The organism is Streptococcus sp. CL6.22 (genome assembly GCF_049738055.1).
In the GTDB taxonomy this organism is placed as follows: domain Bacteria; phylum Bacillota; class Bacilli; order Lactobacillales; family Streptococcaceae; genus Streptococcus; species Streptococcus mitis_DJ.
In genome coordinates, this window is record NZ_JBKOTV010000019.1 from 1 (window position 1) to 21868 (window position 21868).

Annotated in this window: 17 protein-coding genes, 1 tRNA gene, 1 other RNA gene and 1 pseudogene; 19 read left to right on the plus strand and 1 reads right to left on the minus strand. The window is 40.1% G+C overall.

The features are described from left to right. The first annotated feature begins 1 nt into the window (after position 1). From ACLNCW_RS09435 to ACLNCW_RS09515, 17 genes and pseudogenes are all read left to right on the plus strand, one after another. A tRNA-Asn gene (locus ACLNCW_RS09435) sits at positions 2–75 on the plus strand. Positions 76–455: 380 nt separating this feature from the next. Next, positions 456–689, plus strand: coding sequence for a sigma(X)-activator ComW (gene comW, locus ACLNCW_RS09440; RefSeq protein ID WP_424846159.1), 234 nt, complete (start codon positions 456–458; stop codon positions 687–689). 233 nt (positions 690–922) lie between these two features. After that, positions 923–2209, plus strand: a complete 1287-nt coding sequence (locus ACLNCW_RS09445) for an adenylosuccinate synthase (protein ID WP_004257634.1) — start codon at positions 923–925, stop codon at positions 2207–2209. A gap of 199 nt (positions 2210–2408) precedes the next feature. Beyond that, on the plus strand, positions 2409–2876 hold the full coding sequence (gene tadA, locus ACLNCW_RS09450) for a tRNA adenosine(34) deaminase TadA (protein ID WP_001110112.1): 468 nt from the start codon (positions 2409–2411) through the stop codon (positions 2874–2876). A gap of 32 nt (positions 2877–2908) precedes the next feature. Then, positions 2909–3006, plus strand: an RNA gene (gene ffs, locus ACLNCW_RS09455) — signal recognition particle sRNA small type. Positions 3007–3062: 56 nt separating this feature from the next. Continuing rightward, entirely contained in the window at positions 3063–3506 is a 444-nt protein-coding gene (locus tag ACLNCW_RS09460) for a dUTP diphosphatase (protein ID WP_020903279.1), read from the plus strand. Next, the gene (locus ACLNCW_RS09465) at positions 3466–4023 is read left to right on the plus strand and encodes a histidine phosphatase family protein (protein ID WP_203212885.1); all 558 of its coding nucleotides are present in this window, start codon (positions 3466–3468) and stop codon (positions 4021–4023) included. The genes ACLNCW_RS09460 and ACLNCW_RS09465 overlap by 41 nt, the downstream gene beginning before the upstream one ends. Before the next feature lie 13 nt (positions 4024–4036). Further along, a complete protein-coding gene (gene radA / locus ACLNCW_RS09470) occupies positions 4037–5398 on the plus strand; it encodes a DNA repair protein RadA (protein ID WP_078228442.1) in 1362 nt (453 codons plus the stop codon). A gap of 72 nt (positions 5399–5470) precedes the next feature. After that, entirely contained in the window at positions 5471–5968 is a 498-nt protein-coding gene (locus ACLNCW_RS09475; protein WP_004236873.1) for a beta-class carbonic anhydrase, read from the plus strand. 24 nt (positions 5969–5992) lie between these two features. After that, positions 5993–6808 (plus strand): PrsW family intramembrane metalloprotease, encoded by an 816-nt coding sequence (locus ACLNCW_RS09480; RefSeq protein WP_000742256.1) that lies wholly within the window; start codon positions 5993–5995, stop codon positions 6806–6808. 145 nt (positions 6809–6953) lie between these two features. Further along, positions 6954–7922 carry a ribose-phosphate diphosphokinase gene (locus ACLNCW_RS09485; RefSeq protein WP_000010168.1) on the plus strand — a complete coding sequence of 323 codons (969 nt, stop codon included), beginning with the start codon at positions 6954–6956 and terminating at the stop codon, positions 7920–7922. Between the two features lie 223 nt (positions 7923–8145). Continuing rightward, complete coding sequence (locus ACLNCW_RS09490) at positions 8146–9120, plus strand: Rpn family recombination-promoting nuclease/putative transposase (RefSeq protein WP_424846162.1); 975 nt, start codon at positions 8146–8148, stop codon at positions 9118–9120. Then, positions 9121–9546, plus strand: a pseudogene (locus ACLNCW_RS09495) (Rpn family recombination-promoting nuclease/putative transposase); the annotation flags it as partial. Positions 9547–9921: 375 nt separating this feature from the next. Then, positions 9922–10827: an N-acetylmuramoyl-L-alanine amidase family protein gene (locus tag ACLNCW_RS09500; RefSeq protein WP_049502353.1), complete on the plus strand. Its 906-nt coding sequence runs from the start codon at positions 9922–9924 to the stop codon at positions 10825–10827. Between the two features lie 142 nt (positions 10828–10969). Beyond that, complete coding sequence (locus tag ACLNCW_RS09505) at positions 10970–12295, plus strand: nucleoside triphosphate hydrolase (protein ID WP_424846164.1); 1326 nt, start codon at positions 10970–10972, stop codon at positions 12293–12295. 141 nt (positions 12296–12436) lie between these two features. Beyond that, positions 12437–13990 (plus strand): N-acetylmuramoyl-L-alanine amidase family protein, encoded by a 1554-nt coding sequence (locus tag ACLNCW_RS09510; RefSeq protein WP_049502349.1) that lies wholly within the window; start codon positions 12437–12439, stop codon positions 13988–13990. 210 nt (positions 13991–14200) lie between these two features. Next, on the plus strand, positions 14201–17527 hold the full coding sequence (locus ACLNCW_RS09515; RefSeq protein WP_424846167.1) for an SIALI-17 repeat-containing surface protein: 3327 nt from the start codon (positions 14201–14203) through the stop codon (positions 17525–17527). 135 nt (positions 17528–17662) lie between these two features. Here ACLNCW_RS09515 and ACLNCW_RS09520 read toward each other — a convergent pair whose 3' ends face one another. Then, positions 17663–18562: an Rpn family recombination-promoting nuclease/putative transposase gene (locus ACLNCW_RS09520; RefSeq protein WP_020903289.1), complete on the minus strand. Its 900-nt coding sequence runs from the start codon at positions 18560–18562 to the stop codon at positions 17663–17665. 147 nt (positions 18563–18709) lie between these two features. On the opposite strand from ACLNCW_RS09520, the gene polA reads away from it, so the two are divergent. Next, positions 18710–21343, plus strand: a complete 2634-nt coding sequence (gene polA / locus ACLNCW_RS09525; RefSeq protein WP_424846169.1) for a DNA polymerase I — start codon at positions 18710–18712, stop codon at positions 21341–21343. Positions 21344–21426: 83 nt separating this feature from the next. Continuing rightward, positions 21427–21864: a CoA-binding protein gene (locus tag ACLNCW_RS09530; RefSeq protein WP_000076477.1), complete on the plus strand. Its 438-nt coding sequence runs from the start codon at positions 21427–21429 to the stop codon at positions 21862–21864. Positions 21865–21868: the final 4 nt, after the last annotated feature.

Consider the following 21868-nt stretch of genomic DNA (forward strand, 5'->3'; position numbering starts at 1 on the left):
ATCCGCCATAGCTCAGTTGGTAGTAGCGCATGACTGTTAATCATGATGTCGTAGGTTCGAGTCCTACTGGCGGAGTAGTTAAGAAAAAAGAGGTTTAGGCCTCTTTTTTTTATAATTAATAATCTATTTAGTGTTATTTGGTGTGAGATATTTTTGCTGAGTAAAGTTTCAGAGCCCTCCGTTTTCGATCAAGGAGATCTTTTTAGTACTTTAATTGAGGGTAGCGAAGAGGCTAAACGTTGCGGACTGTAAATACGCTCCTTCGAGGGATTCGAATCCTTCCGCTTCCATTATCTTAGTTTTTGAAATTTAAGTAGTAAATTTGTTCCTATTCTGTCAACTTTTCCTATTTGTTATCTTTTTGAGGTTGGTATTTTAACAATTCAGGAATTATTAAAGATTAATTGAAATTTTTTGTTAGAATAAGGTCATAAAAAGAAAAGGAGTATATATTTATGCTACAAAGTATTTATGATCAGATGATGGATTTTTATAGAAATATTGAAGAAGAGTATGGTATGTTCTTCGGTGATAATTTTGATTGGGAATATGTTCATTTTAAGTTTTTGATTTATTATCTTGTCCGATATCGTATTGTGAGTCATCAGGATTTTATTGTTTACCATTATCGTGTTGCTTATCGTTTGTATCTTGAAAAATTGATAATGAAACAAGGTTTTGTTGCTTGATGAGACAGTATGAGTTAATTTCCGAACAAATTTATTTTTTTAAGGAAAGATAATAATAAATAGCTGGTTATTTTTCTAAAACATTTTTTAATAGTTGGAAATAGCAAATCTTTCTATTGTTTCTTCTTGATAAAAAGGCGATTTTTTCTTATAATTAATTGTAAGATATAATTGCAGGTGAGAGTCCTGCCATGTATGTGAGAAAGGAAGAGCCTGAGGGCTCAGACAAGATTATGACTTCAGTTGTTGTTGTAGGTACCCAATGGGGTGATGAAGGTAAAGGGAAGATTACAGACTTCCTTTCAGCGAATGCAGAAGTGATTGCACGTTACCAAGGTGGTGATAATGCAGGTCACACGATTGTGATTGATGGTAAGAAGTTTAAATTGCACTTGATTCCATCTGGGATTTTCTTCCCTGAAAAAATTTCTGTTATTGGTAACGGAATGGTTGTAAATCCTAAATCTCTTGTAAAAGAGTTGAGCTATCTTCATGAGGAGGGTGTGACAACTGATAACTTGCGTATTTCTGATCGTGCGCATGTTATTTTGCCTTATCATATCGAGTTGGATCGCTTGCAAGAAGAAGCTAAGGGCGACAATAAGATTGGTACTACAATTAAGGGAATTGGTCCAGCTTATATGGACAAGGCTGCTCGTGTTGGGATTCGTATCGCCGATCTTTTAGATAAAGATATTTTCCGTGAGCGCTTAGAACGTAACCTTGCTGAAAAGAATCGTCTTTTTGAAAAATTGTATGACAGTAAAGCGATTTCTTTCGATGATATTTTTGAAGAATATTACGAATATGGTCAACAAATCAAGAAATATGTGACAGATACATCTGTTATTTTGAATGATGCGCTTGATAACGGTAAACGTGTGCTTTTTGAAGGTGCACAAGGTGTTATGCTAGATATCGACCAAGGTACGTATCCATTTGTTACGTCATCAAACCCTGTAGCTGGTGGTGTTACGATTGGTTCTGGTGTTGGTCCGAGTAAGATTGACAAGGTTGTTGGTGTATGTAAAGCCTATACGAGTCGTGTTGGAGACGGTCCTTTCCCAACTGAGTTGTTTGATGAAGTGGGAGAACGTATCCGTGAAGTCGGTCATGAATATGGTACAACAACTGGTCGTCCACGTCGTGTGGGATGGTTTGATTCAGTTGTGATGCGCCATAGCCGTCGCGTTTCTGGTATTACTAACCTTTCATTGAACTCTATCGATGTTTTGAGTGGTTTAGATACAGTGAAAATCTGTGTGGCCTATGATCTTGATGGCCAACGTATTGATTACTATCCAGCTAGTCTTGAGCAATTGAAACGTTGCAAGCCTATCTATGAAGAGTTGCCAGGTTGGTCAGAAGATATTACCGGAGTTCGTAATTTGGAAGATCTTCCTGAGAATGCGCGTAACTATGTTCGTCGTGTGAGTGAATTGGTTGGCGTTCGTATTTCTACTTTCTCAGTAGGTCCTGGTCGTGAACAAACAAATATTTTAGAAAGTGTTTGGTCCTAAGAGATTTTTAAGATTTGTTTAAGATAGTTCGGATATACTATAGACAGTTACAAGAAGACCTCCTAACTTGTTGTAACAAATATCCTAAACTTTTCTTTTTCATAATAATCTCCCTATAAAGTCACCGCATTTGGTGGCTTTTTTTGTCTTGGAAATCATGATATAATAATAAAATCGATAAGTAGGAAAAGGGAAATTGATGAATTATACAGTTGAAGAAAAAGAAGTCTTTATGAGGGAGGCTTTGAGAGAGGCTGAGATTGCTCTTGAACACGATGAAATTCCAATTGGTTGTGTGATTGTCAAGGACGGAGAAATCATTGGTCGCGGGCATAATGCGCGTGAGGAACTGCAACGAGCGGTTATGCATGCGGAGATTATGGCCATAGAGAATGCGAACCTGAGTGAGGAGAGCTGGCGCTTGCTGGATTGCACGCTTTTTGTGACCATTGAGCCTTGTGTCATGTGTAGTGGGGCGATTGGACTCGCCCGTATTCCAAACGTGGTCTATGGGGCTAAAAACCAGAAATTTGGCGCTGCTGGGAGTTTGTACGATATCTTGACAGATGAGCGTCTCAATCATCGTGTGGAGGTTGAAACAGGAATTTTGGAAGATGAATGCGCAGCTATTATGCAGGATTTTTTTAGAAATAGACGGAAAAAATAATTTTGCTTTTAAAATGAACAGGAATGTGATATAATAAATAGTGGAGCAACAGTTCTGCGTGAAGCGGGTCAGGGGAGGAATCCAGCAGCCCTAAGCGATTTGAATTGTGTGCTCTTTTTTTCGTGCTTTTTCCGAATAAATAAGATAGAATAATCTAGAATAAATGATAATAGAAAAGAGAAGATGATGAAAATTCGTGGTTTTGAATTGGTTTCGACTTTTACAGATAAAAATTTATTGCCCAAGCGTGAGACAGCGCATGCGGCTGGTTACGATTTAAAGGTTGCTGTACGTACGGTTATTGCGCCAGGAGAGATTGTCTTGGTTCCGACAGGGGTTAAGGCTTATATGCAACCGACTGAGGTTCTTTACCTTTATGATCGTTCTTCAAACCCTCGTAAGAAGGGCTTGGTTTTAATTAATTCAGTTGGGGTCATTGATGGGGATTATTATGGCAATCCTGGGAATGAAGGGCATATTTTTGCTCAGATGAAGAATATCACAGACCAAGAGGTTGTTCTTGAAGTTGGAGAACGTGTTGTCCAGGCTGTCTTTGCTCCTTTCTTAATTGCAGATGGAGATATGGCTGATGGCGTTCGAACTGGTGGATTTGGATCGACAGGGCACTAGGATGAAGATTATCTTTGTGCGTCACGGGGAGCCAGATTATCGTGAGTTAGAGGAGCGTTCTTATACGGGATTTGGGATAGATTTGGCACCCTTGTCTGATAAGGGACGGCAGCAAGTCCAGAAATTGAGCACCAATCCTTTACTCCCTTCAGCTGAAATAATCGTATCTTCTGCAGTCACAAGAGCTTTAGAAACGGCTTCTTATGTGGCTTGTGTTACTGGACTTCCTTTGAGAGTGGAACCATTATTGCATGAGTGGCAGGTCTATGAAAGTGGCACAGATAATTTTGAAAAAGCTCGTGCTATATTTCTAGAAAATAATGGGGAGTTACTTCCTAATAGTCCTATTCAATATGAGACAGCTGTGAAGATGAAGTCTCGTTTTCTAGAATGTATGGCTAAGTATCGAGATTACCAGACCGTGATAGTGGTAACTCACAACATGCTCATGCGCCAGTTTGTGCCAAATGAGAAGATTGATTTTTGCCAAGTAATTGAGTGTGAGTTAGAGATATAGAAAGAGGTTTATCATCGCAAAGAAAAAAGCGACATTTGTATGTCAAAATTGTGGGTATAATTCCCCTAAATATCTAGGACGTTGCCCCAACTGTGGATCTTGGTCTTCTTTTGTAGAAGAGGTTGAGGTTGCCGAGGTCAAGAATGCACGTGTATCCTTGACAGGTGAGAAAACTAAGCCCATGAAACTGGCTGAGGTGACTTCAATCAACGTCAATCGAACCAAGACAGAGATGGAGGAATTCAACCGTGTACTTGGAGGCGGAGTGGTACCAGGAAGTCTCGTCCTCATAGGTGGGGATCCTGGGATTGGGAAATCAACCCTTCTCCTACAAGTCTCAACTCAGCTGTCTCAAGTTGGGACTGTTCTCTACGTCAGTGGGGAGGAGTCTGCCCAGCAGATTAAGCTACGAGCAGAGCGCTTGGGTGATATTGATAGCGAGTTTTATCTTTATGCAGAGACCAATATGCAGAGTGTTCGAACTGAGGTGGAGCGCATCCAACCAGACTTCCTCATTATTGACTCTATCCAAACTATTATGTCTCCTGAGATTTCAGGGGTGCAGGGGTCTGTTTCTCAGGTGCGTGAGGTGACGGCTGAACTTATGCAGCTGGCCAAGACCAATAACATTGCCATCTTTATCGTAGGGCATGTGACCAAGGAAGGAACCTTGGCTGGTCCGCGTATGCTAGAGCATATGGTGGATACGGTGCTTTATTTTGAAGGAGAGCGCCACCATACCTTTCGTATCTTGAGAGCGGTCAAAAACCGTTTTGGCTCCACTAATGAGATTGGGATTTTTGAGATGCAGTCGGGCGGATTGGTTGAGGTACTCAATCCGAGTCAAGTTTTCCTAGAAGAGCGTTTGGATGGAGCAACTGGTTCATCAATCGTTGTGACCATGGAAGGGACGCGTCCTATTTTGGCGGAGGTTCAGGCTTTGGTAACACCGACCATGTTTGGAAATGCCAAGCGTACGACGACAGGACTTGATTTTAATCGTGCGAGTTTGATTATGGCTGTTTTGGAAAAGCGTGCAGGTCTTCTCTTGCAAAATCAGGATGCCTATCTCAAATCTGCTGGCGGTGTTAAATTGGATGAACCTGCGATAGACTTAGCTGTTGCGGTTGCTATTGCTTCGAGTTATAAAGACAAGCCAACTAATCCTCAGGAATGTTTTGTAGGAGAACTTGGTTTGACGGGAGAGATTCGGCGCGTGAATCGTATCGAACAACGCATCAATGAAGCTGCTAAACTGGGATTTACTAAGATTTATGTACCTAAGAATTCTTTGACAGGAATCACTCCGCCTAAGGAAATTCAGGTCATTGGAGTAACAACGATTCAGGAAGTTTTGAAAAAGGTCTTTGCATAATCCGTGACAAATCCTTTTAAAAATGATAAGATAGGAGAAATATTTGACTATCAAATTTTCGAGGAGGGAATCGTGTCGTATTTTGAACAGTTTATGCAAGCCAATCAGGCTTATGTTGCCCTACATGGGCAGTTAAATCTGCCACTTAAACCCAAAACTAGAGTAGCCATTGTGACCTGTATGGACTCTCGTTTGCACGTTGCGCAAGCTCTAGGTTTGGCACTTGGGGATGCTCATATCTTGCGGAATGCAGGTGGTCGAGTGACAGAAGACATGATTCGTTCTCTGGTGATTTCCCAGCAACAAATGGGGACAAGAGAGATTGTGGTATTGCACCATACAGACTGTGGTGCTCAGACCTTTGAAAATGGCTCTTTTCAGGAGTATTTGAAGGAAGAATTGGGTGTCGATGTGTCAGACCAGGACTTCTTGCCCTTTCAAGATATAGAGGAGAGTGTACGTGAGGACATGCAACTCCTTATCGAGTCTCCCCTAATACCAGATGATGTCATTATCTCTGGTGCTATTTACGATGTGGATACAGGAAGTATGACAGTCGTAGAATTATAAATACTTCATTTAGAAAGAAAGTGTATGAAGAAAAACAGTATTTTATTTATTTTTATCTTATTGCTATGTATTGGTTTGCAGTATGAAACTATCTACTATACGGATGGTTCGATGTCAGGTGCAGAATATGGACTAATGGGAGTTTCTATCTTTCTAGCTCTCTTTTACATGATTCCGGTTCTTTATTTCCTTTTCCGTATTGGGAAAAAATGGGAATTGCCAAAGAACGCTTTGATTCTGTCTTTATTGGGTGGGATGTTCCTTTCAGGCTGGTTGTCTAGCTTTGCTAATACCTATATCCATGATTTATTGGAGTTTCTTTTCCCAGATAGTGCATTTTTAAATGCCTTTGAAAGTGCTATTGTGGCTCCTTTGGTAGAAGAACCGCTTAAATTATTGCCACTTGTCTTTGTTTTGGCTTTGATTCCTGTACGAAAATTAAAATCTTTGTTTTTACTTGGAATTGCTTCTGGTTTGGGATTTCAAATGATTGAGGATATTGGCTATATTCGTACGGATTTGCCAGAGGGCTTTGACTTTACTATTTCGAGAATTTTAGAGCGTATCATCTCAGGAATTGCCTCTCACTGGACTTTTTCAGGTCTGGCTGTAGTAGGTGTTTACTTGCTTTACAGAGCTTATAAAGGGCAGAAGGTTGGCAAGAAAGAGGGGCTTATTTTCCTAGGTTTAGCCTTGGGAACTCATTTCTTGTTTAATTCTCCTTTTGTTGAATTGGAGACAGAGTTGCCTTTAGCGATTCCAGTGGTTACGGCTATTACTCTCTATGGTTTTTATCAGGCTTATCGTTTTGTTGAGAAGCACAATGAGTTGATGAACTAGAATATTTTTTAAAAGAATGATGCAAGGGTACAAATATGGTGCCCTTCTTTTATTTTTGATTGAAAAATAGTGCAAAAAGCGCTACAATGGTAAATGGAAAAATCTTGTGAAAAGCACAAGCGATACATATATACCGGAGGAAATCATGTCTTTTTCTGATTTAAAGCTGTTTGCCCTTTCTTCTAATCAAGAATTGGCAAAACGTGTAGCGCAGGAGATTGGGATAGAGTTGGGGAAATCAAGTGTCCGCCAATTTTCAGATGGAGAGATTCAGGTCAACATCGAAGAATCAATCCGTGGGAAACACGTCTTTATCCTACAATCAACTAGCTCGCCTGTAAATGACAATCTGCTTGAAATTTTGATTATGGTGGATGCTTTGAAGCGTGCTAGTGCAGAATCTGTCAATGTTGTCATGCCTTACTATGGGTATGCACGTCAGGATAGAAAGGCGAGAGCGCGTGAGCCAATCACTTCAAAACTTGTCGCAAATATGCTTGAAGTAGCTGGAGTGGATCGTTTATTGACCATCGACTTGCATGCTGCGCAGATTCAAGGGTTCTTTGATATTCCTGTGGATCATTTGATGGGAGCTCCTCTGATTGCGGATTATTTTGAGCGTCGTGGCATGGTTGGTTCTGACTATGTGGTTGTCAGCCCAGACCATGGAGGGGTGACTCGTGCCCGTAAGTTGGCAGAATTTTTGAAAACATCTATCGCCATCATTGACAAACGTCGTAGCGTTGATAAGATGAATACCAGTGAAGTCATGAACATCATCGGTAAGGTCGAAGGCAAGACTTGTATCTTGATTGATGATATGATTGATACTGCTGGAACGATTTGTCACGCGGCAGATGCCCTTGCGGAAGCTGGTGCTGTTGAGGTCTATGCAAGCTGTACGCACCCAGTTCTTTCTGGTCCTGCTATGGACAATATCCAAAATTCAGCTATTAAGAAATTGGTTGTTTTGGATACCATCTATCTGCCAGAAGAGCGTTTGATTGATAAGATTGAGCAGATTTCAATAGCTCATCTCCTAGGAGATGCTATTGTACGTATCCATGAAAAACGCCCACTTTCTCCACTTTTCAGTATTGAGAAAAAGATTTAATGATCAAGCCTGAGATGATTCTCAGGTTTTTTCATCTCTTTTCCGAATAAATAGATAGAGTCAGTGAATCTAGTAAAACTAGATTTAATACTCTTCGAAAATCAAATTCAAACCACGTCAACGTCGCCTTGCCGTACTCAAGTACAGCCTGCGGCTAGTTTCCTAGTTTGCTCTTTGATTTTCATTGAGTATAAGACTATGGTATAATAAAAGGAGGAAAAGGATGATTCTAAGACATCCGGGCATTAGCCCGACCAATGATTTGGTTGCTAAGAAAATCTTTAGCAATCCAGAAATCACTTGTCAATTTATTCGTGATATGCTGGACTTGCCAGCCAAAAATGTAACCATTTTGGAGGGAAGCAATATTCACGTCTTGCCTTCCCTGCCGTACTCGGCGCAGGATTTCTATACTAGTATAGACGTCTTGGCAGAGTTGGACAATGGCACTCAAGTAATCATTGAAATTCAGGTGCATCATCAGAATTTTTTCATTAATCGTTTGTGGGCTTACTTGTGCAGTCAGGTTAATCAAAATCTCGAAAAAATTCGTCAACGTGAAGGTGACACCCACCAGAGTTATAAACACATCGCACCGGTATATGCTATCGCTATTGTGGACAGTAATTACTTCTCAGATGATTTAGCTTTTCATAGCTTTAGTATGCGTGAGGATACGACAGGTGAAGTCTTAACCATCACAACTAATGGACAAGAAAACCATCTGGTTAAGATGGCTTTCTTGGAATTAAAAAAATATAGAGAAACCAGCAAAGACGAGGTTCGCAAACCGTGGTTGGAGTTTTTCGGGAACAAACCCTTTACCCAAGAACCCGAGCGAGCCATTAGCCAGGCAGACCAACTGCTAGACTACAAGAGCTGGTCCGAGGAGGACAGGAAAATGTTTAGTGAACAACGCAGACGTGAAGAACAAGCCTTACTCGCTCATGACTATGCCTTGGAAACTGCTAGGGCAGAAGGGATTGAACAGGGTTTAGAGCGTGGTCTTGAACGTGGTAGAGCTGAGGGGATTGAAAAGGGGCGAGAAGAAGGTCTTGAACAGGGACTGGAGCGCGGAAAACTCTTTGCCTTCTTAGATATGGTTCGTCAAGGTCTTCTGACTTCCGAGGTTGCCAGCCAGCAGTTGGGCATGACGGTCGCTGAGTTTGAAGAACTATTGAAAGAGCATCACGAATAAGAACTAAAAAAATACAGAGAAACCAGCAAAGATAAGGTTCGCAAACCGTGGTTGGAGTTTTTCGGGAACAAACCCTTTACCCAACAACCCGAGCGAGCCATTAGCCAGGCAGACCAACTGCTAGACTATAAAAGCTGGTCCGAGGAGGACAGGAAAATGTTTAGTCAACTACGTATGCGAGAAGAACAAGCCTTGTTAGCACAGGACTATGCCTTGGAAACAGCTAGAGCGGAAGGCATTGAACAAGGTTTAGAACGTGGCCGTGCTGAGGGGATTGAACGGGGATTGGAGCGAGGACGAGCAGAGGGTATCGAAGAGGGATTAAAAGTAGGTCTAGTAAATCTCGTTCGCCAAGGTCTTCTGACTTCCGAGGTTGCTAGCGAGCAATTGGGCATGACGGTCGCAGAGTTTGAGGCCTTGTTATAAGGTCACATTTTAAATAGTAGAAAGTTGATGAAATGGCAAGTTCTTATCAAAAAACTTGCCATTTTTACTTGACATTTAGAAGTGTTTATAAGATAATACCATAGACGTGAGTTCTGTCCAACTGTCTATGTGGATTAGATATGAATGATTTTACTCAAGGATGATAAGTTTGTGAGATTTTCACTTGAAAAATGCAGTATTTGACGGGTATTTTTCTCACAAAAATGTTTTTTTTCACCTTTTTTTCTAAAAATAGGTAAAAACTTTAAAAACTAGAAGAAAACCCTTGACAAATCCTGCAAATATTTATATACTGTATGGTAGTAAGATAGTCTTACGAAAAAATATATAATGAAAAATAAAGGAGATAAAACGATGAAAAAAGTTTTATTGACAAGCGCAGTCGCTCTTGCAGCATTTGGTGCTGTACAAGCTGTTTCAGCTGATTCACAAGCACAATACAGTAATGGTGTAGTACCAGAGGCTAACCAATACAAACCAGCTACTCCAGTTACAAACCCATACGCTGTAAGAAATCGTATCGGTAAAGATGGTAAAGTTTTACCAGATGTATTTGGAAATGGTACTCATGTTCGTGTACATGTTAAAGATATCCAAGGGAACCCTGTAGCAGGTGCTAAAGTAGCTGCTTTGGTATACGCAACAGTAGAAGACTTTGACAACTACAAAAAACCAGCTTTGATTGAAGCAGTTACTGATGCAGCAGGTGATGTTGAGTTTCCTCTTGCAAACGGTGGTTATGTAGTTTACCGTATTGATGAAGCTCCAAAAGGTTACTTTGTTCCTAATAAACTTACAGTAGGTACTCTACTTGATGCAGAAGAAGTTGTACGTGAAGGTTCAGACATGTTCGTTACTGGTGAATTAGTAATTGAAAAAACTGATACTTATAATGTTGCTCGTAATGAGTGGGTTCAAGGTGAAAACGGATGGCACTACTACGACAACAACAAACAAGCTACTGGTTGGAAACAAATCGATGGTAAATGGTACTTCTTTAACGCTGAAGGCGTAATGCAAAAATGGTGGGTTAAAGATGGTAACACTTGGTACTACCTAAACGGTTCAGGTGCTATGCAAACTGGTTGGTTGCAAGACGGTGACAAATGGTACTACCTTGAAAACTCAGGTGCTATGAAAGCTAGCCAATGGTTTGAAGTTGGTGGTAAATGGTACTACGTTGACGGTTCAGGTGCCCTTGCAGTTAACACTACTGTGGGTGGATACACTGTTAACGGAAACGGTGAATGGGTTAAATAATCTAGCTCAATAAAAAAGCAGGAGATTTCTTCTGCTTTTTATTTTTTCCATAAAAAGTTCAGTTTTTCTTAGAAATTTTTGTAAAAATAAGATACAATAAAGAAAAGCATAATAGCTAAATTTAAGAATGGAGAATCTTCACATGAAAAATAAAAAAGCTTTAACTCTAGCTCTTGCTAGTGTCACAATGGCAAGTGCAGCAGTTTTGACAAGTTATTCTGCTACAACTGCTAGTTCAGTAAGTGCGGAAGAAGTTGTTTATAGAACTGAGTGGGTCACAGTGATTAATGGTCGTTCACAAGAACGTAAGACAGTATTTTTTGAAGATGGGAATCAGCCGATCTCTAAACATTCGACAATTGAAGGCTTTGAATTTCAACGTGCCTATGTTGAAGGTGGAAGAAAATACTATTTGTTTGTTGAAAAAGGAACAAAAATAGAAGATTATGCAAATGACCCAGATGCTCCAGTGAGTGAGTTAAATACTCAGGGATATAAAACATCTGACAAGGACGTAAAATGGCGTGAGTCAGCAGGGAACCGTTATCTTTACTATAAAGGTAACCCAGTAAAAGGTTGGGCAAGTGTCGATGGTAAGACTTACTACTTTGATAGTGAAGGTGTTATGGCACGTGGTGTCATTGAAAACACATCTGAACGTTACTATCTAGACGGACAAGGTGTTAAGAAAACTGGTTTCATTAAAGTAGGAGAAAAAACCTATTATTTTGTATCAGATGGAGCTCGTAAGACAGAGATTATCTCTGAAAATGGAAAAACTTATTTTGTCAAAGATGGTGTTGTGACAACTGGAGCTCATAAGGTAGGTGCTAAATGGTATTTCTTTGCTGAAGATGGTACAACCAAGTCAGGTATTGTAAAAGACAGTGCTGGTAAATGGTATTACATCACAGCAGAAGGTGAACGTAAGACTGGTCTTATCAAGGATGCTGGAGATAAGTATTACTATGTTACTGAGGAAGGTGAGCGTAAGTTCGGTGAAATCACTGTTGATGGTAAAACGTACTTTTTGACAGATGATTCTGATACTAAAGCTGGCTGGAACAAAGTTGACAATCATTGGGTTTATGTTAATAAAGAAGGTAAACGTCAAACTGGTTGGCTTAAAGACGGTGGTAAATGGTACTACTTTAATGCTGAAGGCGTGATGCAAAAATGGTGGATCAAAGATGGTAACAAATGGTACTATCTAAATGGTTCAGGTGAAATGCAAACTGGCTGGTTGCAAGATGGTGGAACTTGGTACTACCTAAACAGCTCAGGTGCTATGGAAACTGGCTGGGCTAAAGTTGGTGGTGCTTGGTACTACCTTAAAGGCTCAGGTGCCATGGTAACTGGTTGGTTCCAAGTAGGTGGTAAATGGTACTATGCTTATAGTTCAGGTGCCCTTGCAGTAAGCACTACAGTTGATGGTTATTACGTAAACGCCAACGGTGAGTGGGTATAAAAATAGTAAGAGAGTGGTTTTCAACTGCTCTCTTTTTTACATTTAAATATTTCTACACTTTTTATGTTTTTTATTGCATTTATTATAGGAAAGGGATATAATTTAGATAAATTTATTATCTTAATACAGGAGGATTTTCCTATGAGAAAAACAGTAACAGGTATTTTGCTAGCTACTTCTGTACTAGCAATGGCGACAGTTCAACAAGTACAAGCTGTCGAATCAGGGGCAACAACGGCTACAACAACTTCTACGGTTAAAGAAGTCCGCTATGCAACATATAAAAATGGTGGACCTGTCAATGTCAAAGATGCACTAACAGGGTCTGCTGTGACAGCTGAATCTATTCAGAATCATCCTGAAATTGAAAATTATATCTATACTTCTAGTAGAGAAGAGAATGGTATTATGTATCATATGTATGCTCCAAAAGCTACTGATTCTAATACAAATGCTGGTACTCAAACCAATCCGTACCGTCAAAACAATGGCACTAGTAATGCTAATGGGAACAATAACCAAAATGGTACTGGTTCAAACAATAATAGTGGCTCAACAACAAATTCTAATTCTCCAGTAAAAACAGTTCGTTTTGTCGAATATAAAGCTGGTAGTGATGTTCCAATTGATATTAAAGATCCACGTACAGGATCTGAAGCATCAGACACAAGCCATCCAACAATTGCTAACTATGAGTATGTTACTGGTAATTTAAAAGATGGTATTCTTTATCATGTCTATCGTTCAAACACAGCTACTAATGCTGGTAACAACAACCAAAATCAATCTACAACGACAAGTGGCGGTCAGTTCAAAACAGAGAACGGAAAAGTCTACTATATCAAGGACGGTAAAAAGGTTAGCGGTTGGCAAAAAATCGATGATAAGACTTACTACTTTGAAGCTGATGGTGCTATGAAGAAAGGTCTATTGACCGCAGGTGATAAGCAATACTATCTAGATGAAAAAGATGGTGTTAAAAAGCTAGGCTTTGTAAAAGTTGCTGACAAGACTTATTATTTTGTAGAAGATGGTGAGAAGAAAACTGGTTTTGTTAAAATTGATGAGAAAACTTACTATGTCAAAGAAGGTGTCCGTCTAACTGGTGATATTACTGTTGATGGGAAACATTATTTTTTGGATGAGGAAGGTGTCCTTAAACAAGGGATTGTTATGATTGATGGTAAAAAATTCTTCATCGATAGCGAAGGAAATCGTCAGGCTGGCTGGAAGAAGGTCGAGATTGACTGGTACTATTTCTCTAAAGAAGATGGAATGAAGACTGGTTGGCTGAAAGATGGTGGTAAGTGGTATCATTTTAGTGCCGCAGGCGTGATGCAAAAATGGTGGTTTAAAGAAGGTGACACTTGGTACTACTTAAATGGTTCAGGCGAAATGCAAACTGGTTGGTTGCAAGATGGTGGCACATGGTATTATCTAAATGGTTCAGGTGCCATGGCGACAGGCTGGGCTCAAGTTGGTGGTACTTGGTACTACTTAAACAGTTCAGGTGCTATGAAAACTGGTTGGTTGAAACAAGGTGGTAGTTGGTATTATCTTGATGGTTCAGGCGCTATGAAGACTGGCTGGTTCCAAGTAGATGGCAAATGGTACTATGCTTATAGTTCAGGCGCCCTTGCAGTAAGCACTACAGTTGATGGTTATTACGTAAATGCTAACGGTGAGTGGGTTTAAAAGTGTAAAATTCACCATAGAAAATGTAAATAATAAAAAGAAAACAAAAGGAAAGCTTATAAAATAGGCTTTCTTTTTTTGTTATGAGAGCTGTATTTGAAAATTAATATAAGTATATAATTGTATAAATAAAATAATCTATTACTTGATTATATTTTTAGAAAGCGTTATAATAAATCCAAATATGATTCTAAAAAAGGGGTTTCAAATATGAATAAAAAGAAAATGATTTTGACTAGTTTGGCTAGTGTTGCTGTTTTGGGAGCGGCATTTGTTGCATCTCAACCATCAGTTGTAAAAGCTGATGATTCTACAACAAGTCAACCTACAGCTACTAAACCTGCTGGAGAAACTGGAGCTGCTGACACTTCTAAATCAGAAGTTACAAGTCCAGAAATTAAAAAAGCTGAAGATGACGCTAAAGCTGCTGAAGCTAAAGTTACTGAAGCTCAAGCAAAAGTAGATACAACAACTACTGCAGCTAACGAAGCAAATACTAAACTAGAAGCTGAGAAAAAAGAAGCTGCTGATGCTAAAACTGCAAAAACTGAAGCTGAAGAAGCTAAAAAAGCTGCTGATGCTGAATTAGCTGCTGCTAAAGAAAAAGCTGCTGAAGCCGACGCCAAAGCTAAAGAAGAAGCTAAAAAAGAAGCCGACGCTAAAAAAGAAGAAGCAGATTCTAAAGAAGCTTTAACTGAAGCTTTGAAACAACTTCCTGATAACGAATTGCTTGACAAAAAAGCAAAAGAAGATTTATTAAAGGCTGTAGAAGCTGGTGACTTAAAAGCTTCTGATATTCTTACTGAATTAGCAGATGATGATAAAAAAGCTGAAGCTAATAAAGAAACTGAGAAAAAATTAAGAGATAAAGACCAAGCTTCTACTGCTAATGCTGGTGCAACTCCAGCTAAAGAATCTAAAACTAAAGATCAATTACCAGCAGACATTAAAGCTGGAATCGACAAAGCTGAAAAAGCTGATGCTGCTCGTCCTGCATCAGAAAAACTTCAAGATAAAGCTGATGATTTAGGTGAAAATGTTGATGAGCTTAAAAAAGAAGCGGATGCATTAAAAGCTGAAGAAGATAAAAAAGCTGAAGCTCTTAAAAAACAAGAAGATACATTAAAAGAAGCTAAAGAAGCTCTTAAATCAGCTACAGATAACGGCTCTGATTCTGATATCGTTGCTTCATTGGACAAAGCTGTAAAAGCTATTGAAAAAGCTAAGGACGTTGCGCAAGATGCATTCGATAAAGCTGCTTCAGATACTAAAGTTGTTGCTGATGAACTAAACAAACTTACTGATGAGTATAATAAAACTCTAGAAGAAGTAAAAGCTGCTAAAGAAAAAGAAACTAACGAGCCAGCTAAACCAGTAGAAGAAGAGCCAGCTAAACCAGCAGAAAAAACGGAAGCTGAAAAAGCTGCTGAAGCCAAAGCAGAAGCGGATGCTAAAGTTGCTGAATTGCAGAAAAAAGCAGACGAAGCTAAAACAAAAGCAGATGAAGCTACAGCTAAAGCTAAAAAAGAAGCTGAAGATGTAACTGCTGCTGAGACTGCAAAAGCAGAAGCTGATAAAGCAAAAGCTGACGCAGAAGCTGAATTAGCTAAAGCGAAAGAAGAGGCTGAAAAAGCTACAGCTAAAGTTGAAGAGCTCAAAAAAGAAGAAAAAGACAACTTAGAAGCTCTTAAAGCTGCTTTAGAGCAACTTGAAAAAGATATCGATGCTGATGCTAAGATTACAAATAAAGAAGAAGCTAAAGCTGCAATTGGTAAAGATGCTTTATTAAAAGCTATCGAAGATGGTGTTATCACAGCTACAGAAGCTGCTAAAGAATTAGAAGATCAAAATACGACTGCTGAAGCTACTAAAGATCAAGATCCTCAAGCAGACGAAATCGGTGCTACAAAACAAGAAGGTAAACCTTTATCTGAGCTTCCAGTTGCTGACAAAGAAAAATTAGATGCTACTTATAACAAAGAAGCTTCTAAACCAATCGTTAAAAAACTTACAGATATAGCTGATGATTTAGCTGAAAAAATCGAAAAATTAACTAAAGTAGCTGAAAAAGACAAAGCTGATGCTACTGAAAAAGCTAAAGCTGTAGAAGAAAAAAATGCTACATTAAATAAACAAAAAGAAACTTTAGAAAAAGCTAAAGCTGCTCTTGAAACAGCTAAGAAAAATAATGCTGACCAAGCTATCCAAGATGGATTACAAGATGCTGTTACTAAACTAGAAGGTTCTGTGGCTACTGCTAAGACTGCTGCAGATGAAGCTCAAGCTAAATTTGACGAAGTTAACGAAGTAGTAAAAGCTTACAAAGATGAAATCGATGAACTAACTGATGATTACAACGCAACTTTAGGTTATATCGAAAACTTAAAAGAAGTTCCTAAAGGTGAAGCACCAAAAGACTTCGCAGGTGGAGTAAATGATGATGAAGCACCTACTGGCGACGCTAAACAACCTGATGAGGTTCCAACTGTTCCAAATGCTCCTGAATTCAATGGTGGGGTAAACCCTGCTGACGCTCCTACAGCTGAAGAAAAACCTGAATTCACAGGTGGAGTGAACGATGAAGAAGCGCCTACAACACCAACAACACCAGAGTTCAATGGTGGTGTAAATGATGATAACGCTACTACTCAACCTAATAATCCAGAATTCAACGGTGGAGTGAATGATACAACACCTCCAACTGAGCCAGTTAAACCAGAAGGTGAAGCACCTAAAACAGCTAAACCAGAAACTTCAAATGGTGATGCTCTTGTACAACCTGAACTTCCTGAATTTGGTGCAAACAATCCTGAAATCAAAAAAATCTTAGACGAAATCGCTAAAGTCAAAGAGCAAATCAAAGACAGCGAAGAAAATGAAGGTGTTGAAGATTACTATAAAGAAGGATTAAAAGATCGTTTATCAGATTTAGAAGATGCGTTTGATATTTTAACTAAGAATCTTCCTGCAGTAAATGAAGTACCAGAATTTAATGAACCATTGACAGGGCATTTTGATATTGCAGATTTAGGAAATCCTAATGCTGAAGCAATAGAAGAAGGGGAAGTTGGAGAAAGTAAACCAAAAGAAATTAAAGGTTATAAATTTGTTAGAACAGTTAAAGATGGTAACGTAACTAAACATTACTACCAAAAATTAAACACTCCAGCGACACCTGGTACACCAGCGGTGACACCTGGAAATCCACCGCGTGAAAATTCTAATGCTACAGCTGTCAATGAACCTGCACTTGTACCAACTACACCAGCTGCACCTGGAACAGATGCTTCAGCTACACCAACAACTCCTAGAACGGATGCTCCAGCTATGCCAACAGCTGAAACACCGACAACTCCTGCTGTTGCACCAACTGTAGCAGGTACTAGCCAAGATAATACTTATCAAGCCCCAGCTGCAAAAGCTGAAGATAAGAAAGAACTTCCAAATACTGGTGGTAAAGATAATGTTGCAATTGCATCATTAGGATTCCTTGGATTGCTCCTTGGTGCCCTTCCATTTGTGAAACGCAAAAACTAATTAGTTGAAGATATAAAAGAGAAGGATTTATGACCTTCTCTTTTTGTGATATGGACTATAGTGAGAGTTCTGTTGAAAAGAAGAAAAAAGTGAACAAAACGATGTTTCAGATTTGTTCACTTTTATTCTATAAACTTACAATAGTGCCTCAAATTCAGCGACGGTCATGCCCAACTGCTGGCTGGCAACCTCGGAAGTCAGGAGACCTTGACGAACCATGTCTAAGAAGGCAAAAAGTTTCCCTTCTTCCCTTCCTTCAACTTTCCCACGCTCTAAACCTTTTTCTTCAGCTTGTTCCAAGGCATAGTCCTGTGCTAACAAGGCTTGTTCTTCGCGTCTACGCTGTTCACTAAACATTTTCCTGTCCTCCTCGGACCAGCTCTTGTAGTCTAGCAGTTGGTCTGCTTGACTGATGACTCGCTCGGGTTGTTGGGTAAAGGGTTTATTCCCAAAAAACTCCAACCAGGGTTTGCGAACCTCGTCTTTGCTGGTTTCTCTGTATTTTTTTAATTCCAAGAATGCCATCTTGACTAGATGGTTTTCTTGTCTATTGTTTGTAATTGTTAAAGCCTCACCTGTCGTGTCCTCGCGCATACTAAAGCTATGGAAAGCCAAGTCATCTTGGAAATAATTGCTATTCACGATTGCAATGGCATAAACGGGGGCGATGTGTTTGTAACTTTGATGTGTATCACCTTCTCGTTGACGAATTTTTTCGAGATTTTGATTGACCTGACTGCATAAGTAAGCCCACAAACGATTAATGAAAAAATTCTGATGATGCACTTGGATTTCGATAATAACCTGCGTGCCATTGTCTAACTCTGCCAAAACATCTATACTGGTATAGAAATCCTGCGCTGAGTACGGCAGGGAAGGCAAGACGTGAATGTTACTTCCCTCCAAAATCGTCACATTTTTTGCTGGTAAATCCAGCATATCGCGGATAAATTGACAAGTGATTTCTGGATTGCTAAAGATTTTCTTAGCAACCAAATCATTGGTTGGGCTGATGCCCGGATGACGTACAGTCATACTCTTTCTCCTTTCATTATACCACAGTTTTAAATCTAGGTTTACTGGATTCTCTGGCTCTATCTATTTATTCGGAAAAAGTGTGAAAAATATTGGGTATGGCTCTTCCCAATGGTATTTTTTGGTGCTTTCCTTTATAATGGGTGTATGGATAAGAAAAAATTATTATTGATTGATGGGTCTTCTGTTGCTTTTCGGGCGTTTTTTGCCCTCTATCAACAGTTGGACCGTTTTAAGAATGCGGCTGGCTTGCATACCAATGCGATTTATGGCTTTCAGTTGATGTTGAGCCATTTGTTGGAGCGGGTTGAGCCGAGTCATATTTTGGTGGCTTTTGATGCGGGAAAGACGACCTTCCGGACAGAGATGTATGCGGACTATAAGGGTGGTCGAGCTAAGACTCCTGATGAGTTTCGTGAGCAATTTCCCTTCATTCGTGAGTTGCTGGATCATATGGGGATTCGTCATTATGAGTTGGCTCAGTATGAGGCGGATGACATCATTGGGACACTGGATAAACTAGCAGAGCAGGATGGTTTTGATATTACCATTGTCAGTGGGGACAAGGATTTGATTCAGCTGACGGATGAGCATACGGTGGTTGAGATTTCCAAGAAAGGTGTGGCTGAGTTTGAGGCTTTTACGCCAGAATATCTTATGGAAAAGATGGGGATTACACCGACTCAGTTTATCGATCTCAAGGCGCTCATGGGTGATAAGTCGGATAATATTCCTGGGGTAACTAAAATCGGTGAAAAGACGGGTATCAAGCTCTTGCTGGAGCATGGCTCACTCGAGGGGATTTATGAGAATATCGATGGGATGAAGGTTTCTAAGATGAAGGAAAATCTCATCAATGATAAGGAACAGGCCTTTTTGTCAAAAACACTGGCGACCATTGATACCAAGGCACCGATTGAGATTGGTTTGAAGGATTTAGTCTATAGCGGTCCAGATGTGGAAAATCTTGGAAAATTCTACGATGAGATGGGCTTCAAACAGCTCAAGCAGGCTTTAAATGTGTCGTCAGCTGATGTGGCTGAGAGTTTGGACTTTACTATTGTTGAGCAAGTCAGTCAAGATATGCTGAGTGAAGAATCTATCTTCCATTTTGAGCTTTTTGGTGAGAATTACCATACGGATGATTTGGTTGGTTTTGCCTGGTCTTGTGGGGATAAACTTTATGCTACAGACAAGCTTGAGCTGTTGCAAGACCCGATTTTCAAGGACTTTTTAGAAAAAACACCTCTGAGAGTTTATGATTTTAAGAAGGCTAAAGTTCTCTTGAATCGCTTTGGTGTGGATTTGCAAGCGCCTGCTTTTGACAGCCGTTTGGCTAAATACCTCCTTTCGACTGTGGAGGACAATGAAATTGCGACTATTGCTAGTCTTTATGGTCAGACTTATTTGGTTGATGATGAGACTTTCTATGGTAAGGGAGTCAAGAAGGCCATTCCTGAACGCGAGAAATTCTTGGAGCATTTGGCGCGTAAACTTGTCGTTTTGGTAGAGACTGAGCCTGTTTTACTTGAAAAACTTAGCGAAAATGGGCAATTAGAGCTTCTTTATGATATAGAGCAACCTCTGGCTTTTGTCCTTGCCAAGATGGAAATTGCTGGGATTACGGTCAAGAAAGAGACCTTGCTTGAGATGCAGGCTGAAAATGAGCTTGTTATTGAAAAACTGACTCAGGAGATTTACGAACTGGCTGGTGAGGAGTTTAATATCAACTCGCCTAAGCAGTTGGGCGTGCTTCTCTTTGAAAAATTGGGGCTACCTCTAGAATACACTAAGAAAACCAAAACTGGATACTCGACTGCGGTGGATGTCTTGGAACGCTTGGCTCCTATTGCGCCAATTGTTAAGAAAATTCTCGACTACCGTCAGATTGCCAAGATTCAATCTACTTATGTGATTGGCTTGCAGGACTGGATTTTGGCGGATGGCAAGATTCATACTCGCTATGTTCAGGATTTGACCCAGACTGGGCGTCTGTCTAGTGTGGATCCAAACTTGCAAAATATCCCTGTTCGCTTGGAACAAGGTCGTCTCATTCGTAAGGCTTTTGTGCCAGAGCGGGAGGATAGTGTGCTACTCAGCTCGGACTACTCGCAGATTGAATTGCGCGTTTTGGCGCATATCTCTAAGGATGAGCACTTGATTAAGGCCTTCCAAGAGGGGGCAGATATTCATACTTCGACAGCCATGCGGGTCTTTGGCATTGAACGTCCTGAGGATGTGACTGCAAATGATCGTCGCAATGCTAAGGCGGTTAACTTTGGAGTGGTTTACGGGATTTCAGACTTTGGTTTGTCTAATAATTTGGGCATTAGCCGTAAGGAAGCCAAAGCCTATATTGATACCTACTTTGAACGCTTCCCAGGTATTAAAAACTACATGGATGAAGTAGTGCGTGAGGCGCGTGATAAGGGCTATGTAGAGACACTTTTCAAGCGTCGTCGTGAGTTGCCAGATATCAATTCGCGCAACTTCAATATTCGTGGTTTTGCAGAGCGGACAGCTATCAACTCTCCTATCCAGGGGTCGGCAGCAGATATTCTCAAGATTGCTATGATTCAGCTGGATAAAGCCTTGGTTGCAGGTGGTTATCAGACTAAGATGCTGTTACAAGTGCACGATGAAATCGTCCTTGAAGTTCCTAAATCGGAGCTGGCAGATATGAAAAAATTGGTCAAACAAACCATGGAAGAAGCCATTCAACTCAGTGTTCCCCTTATCGCAGATGAAAATGAAGGGGCAACCTGGTACGAGGCTAAATAAAAAGGGGGCTAGTCCTCCTTTTTGTAGTAGAATTATGCAAGCCTTTTCAAATTGTGCTATACTGATGAAAAAGGAGGATTTCTATGAGTCAAGAATTTATTAATCCAAGTGATGGCGTGATTCGTCAGTATCTCGCAACGAGTAAAACCCTTGCTGTGGTGGGCTTGTCTGACCGTGAGGAAACAACTAGCAATCGAGTGACCAAGGAAATGCAGGCTCGGGGTTATAAAATCATCCCAGTCAATCCCAAGGCGGCGGGTGGCGAAATCTTGGGTGAAAAGGCTTATGCTAGCCTAGCTGAGATTCCTTTTCCTGTAGACATTGTCAATGTTTACCGTCGCAGTGAGTTTTTGCCAGATGTGGCGCGTGATTTTCTCAAAGCTGATGCCAAGATTTTTTGGGCACAGCTAGGACTTGAAAGTCTAGAAGCGGAAGAGATCTTGCGTGCTGGTGGATGTGATGATATCGTGATGAATCGTTGCATCAAGAGAGAACACACACGCTTGATTGAGGAAGCATAAGAAA

Bases quoted from the DNA above. Each gene is read 5' to 3' on its own strand.
- comW (WP_424846159.1), top strand. From the start codon at position 456: ATGCTACAAAGTATTTATGATCAGATGATGGATTTTTATAGAAATATT.
- ACLNCW_RS09445 (WP_004257634.1), top strand. From the start codon at position 923: ATGACTTCAGTTGTTGTTGTAGGTACCCAATGGGGTGATGAAGGTAAA.
- tadA (WP_001110112.1), top strand. From the start codon at position 2,409: ATGAATTATACAGTTGAAGAAAAAGAAGTCTTTATGAGGGAGGCTTTG.
- ACLNCW_RS09460 (WP_020903279.1), top strand. From the start codon at position 3,063: ATGAAAATTCGTGGTTTTGAATTGGTTTCGACTTTTACAGATAAAAAT.
- ACLNCW_RS09465 (WP_203212885.1), top strand. From the start codon at position 3,466: ATGGCGTTCGAACTGGTGGATTTGGATCGACAGGGCACTAGGATGAAG.
- ACLNCW_RS09480 (WP_000742256.1), top strand. From the start codon at position 5,993: ATGAAGAAAAACAGTATTTTATTTATTTTTATCTTATTGCTATGTATT.
- ACLNCW_RS09485 (WP_000010168.1), top strand. From the start codon at position 6,954: ATGTCTTTTTCTGATTTAAAGCTGTTTGCCCTTTCTTCTAATCAAGAA.
- ACLNCW_RS09490 (WP_424846162.1), top strand. From the start codon at position 8,146: ATGATTCTAAGACATCCGGGCATTAGCCCGACCAATGATTTGGTTGCT.
- ACLNCW_RS09500 (WP_049502353.1), top strand. From the start codon at position 9,922: ATGAAAAAAGTTTTATTGACAAGCGCAGTCGCTCTTGCAGCATTTGGT.
- ACLNCW_RS09505 (WP_424846164.1), top strand. From the start codon at position 10,970: ATGAAAAATAAAAAAGCTTTAACTCTAGCTCTTGCTAGTGTCACAATG.
- ACLNCW_RS09510 (WP_049502349.1), top strand. From the start codon at position 12,437: ATGAGAAAAACAGTAACAGGTATTTTGCTAGCTACTTCTGTACTAGCA.
- ACLNCW_RS09515 (WP_424846167.1), top strand. From the start codon at position 14,201: ATGAATAAAAAGAAAATGATTTTGACTAGTTTGGCTAGTGTTGCTGTT.
- ACLNCW_RS09520 (WP_020903289.1), bottom strand. From the start codon at position 18,562: ATGACTGTACGTCATCCGGGCATCAGCCCAACCAATGATTTGGTTGCT.
- polA (WP_424846169.1), top strand. From the start codon at position 18,710: ATGGATAAGAAAAAATTATTATTGATTGATGGGTCTTCTGTTGCTTTT.
- ACLNCW_RS09530 (WP_000076477.1), top strand. From the start codon at position 21,427: ATGAGTCAAGAATTTATTAATCCAAGTGATGGCGTGATTCGTCAGTAT.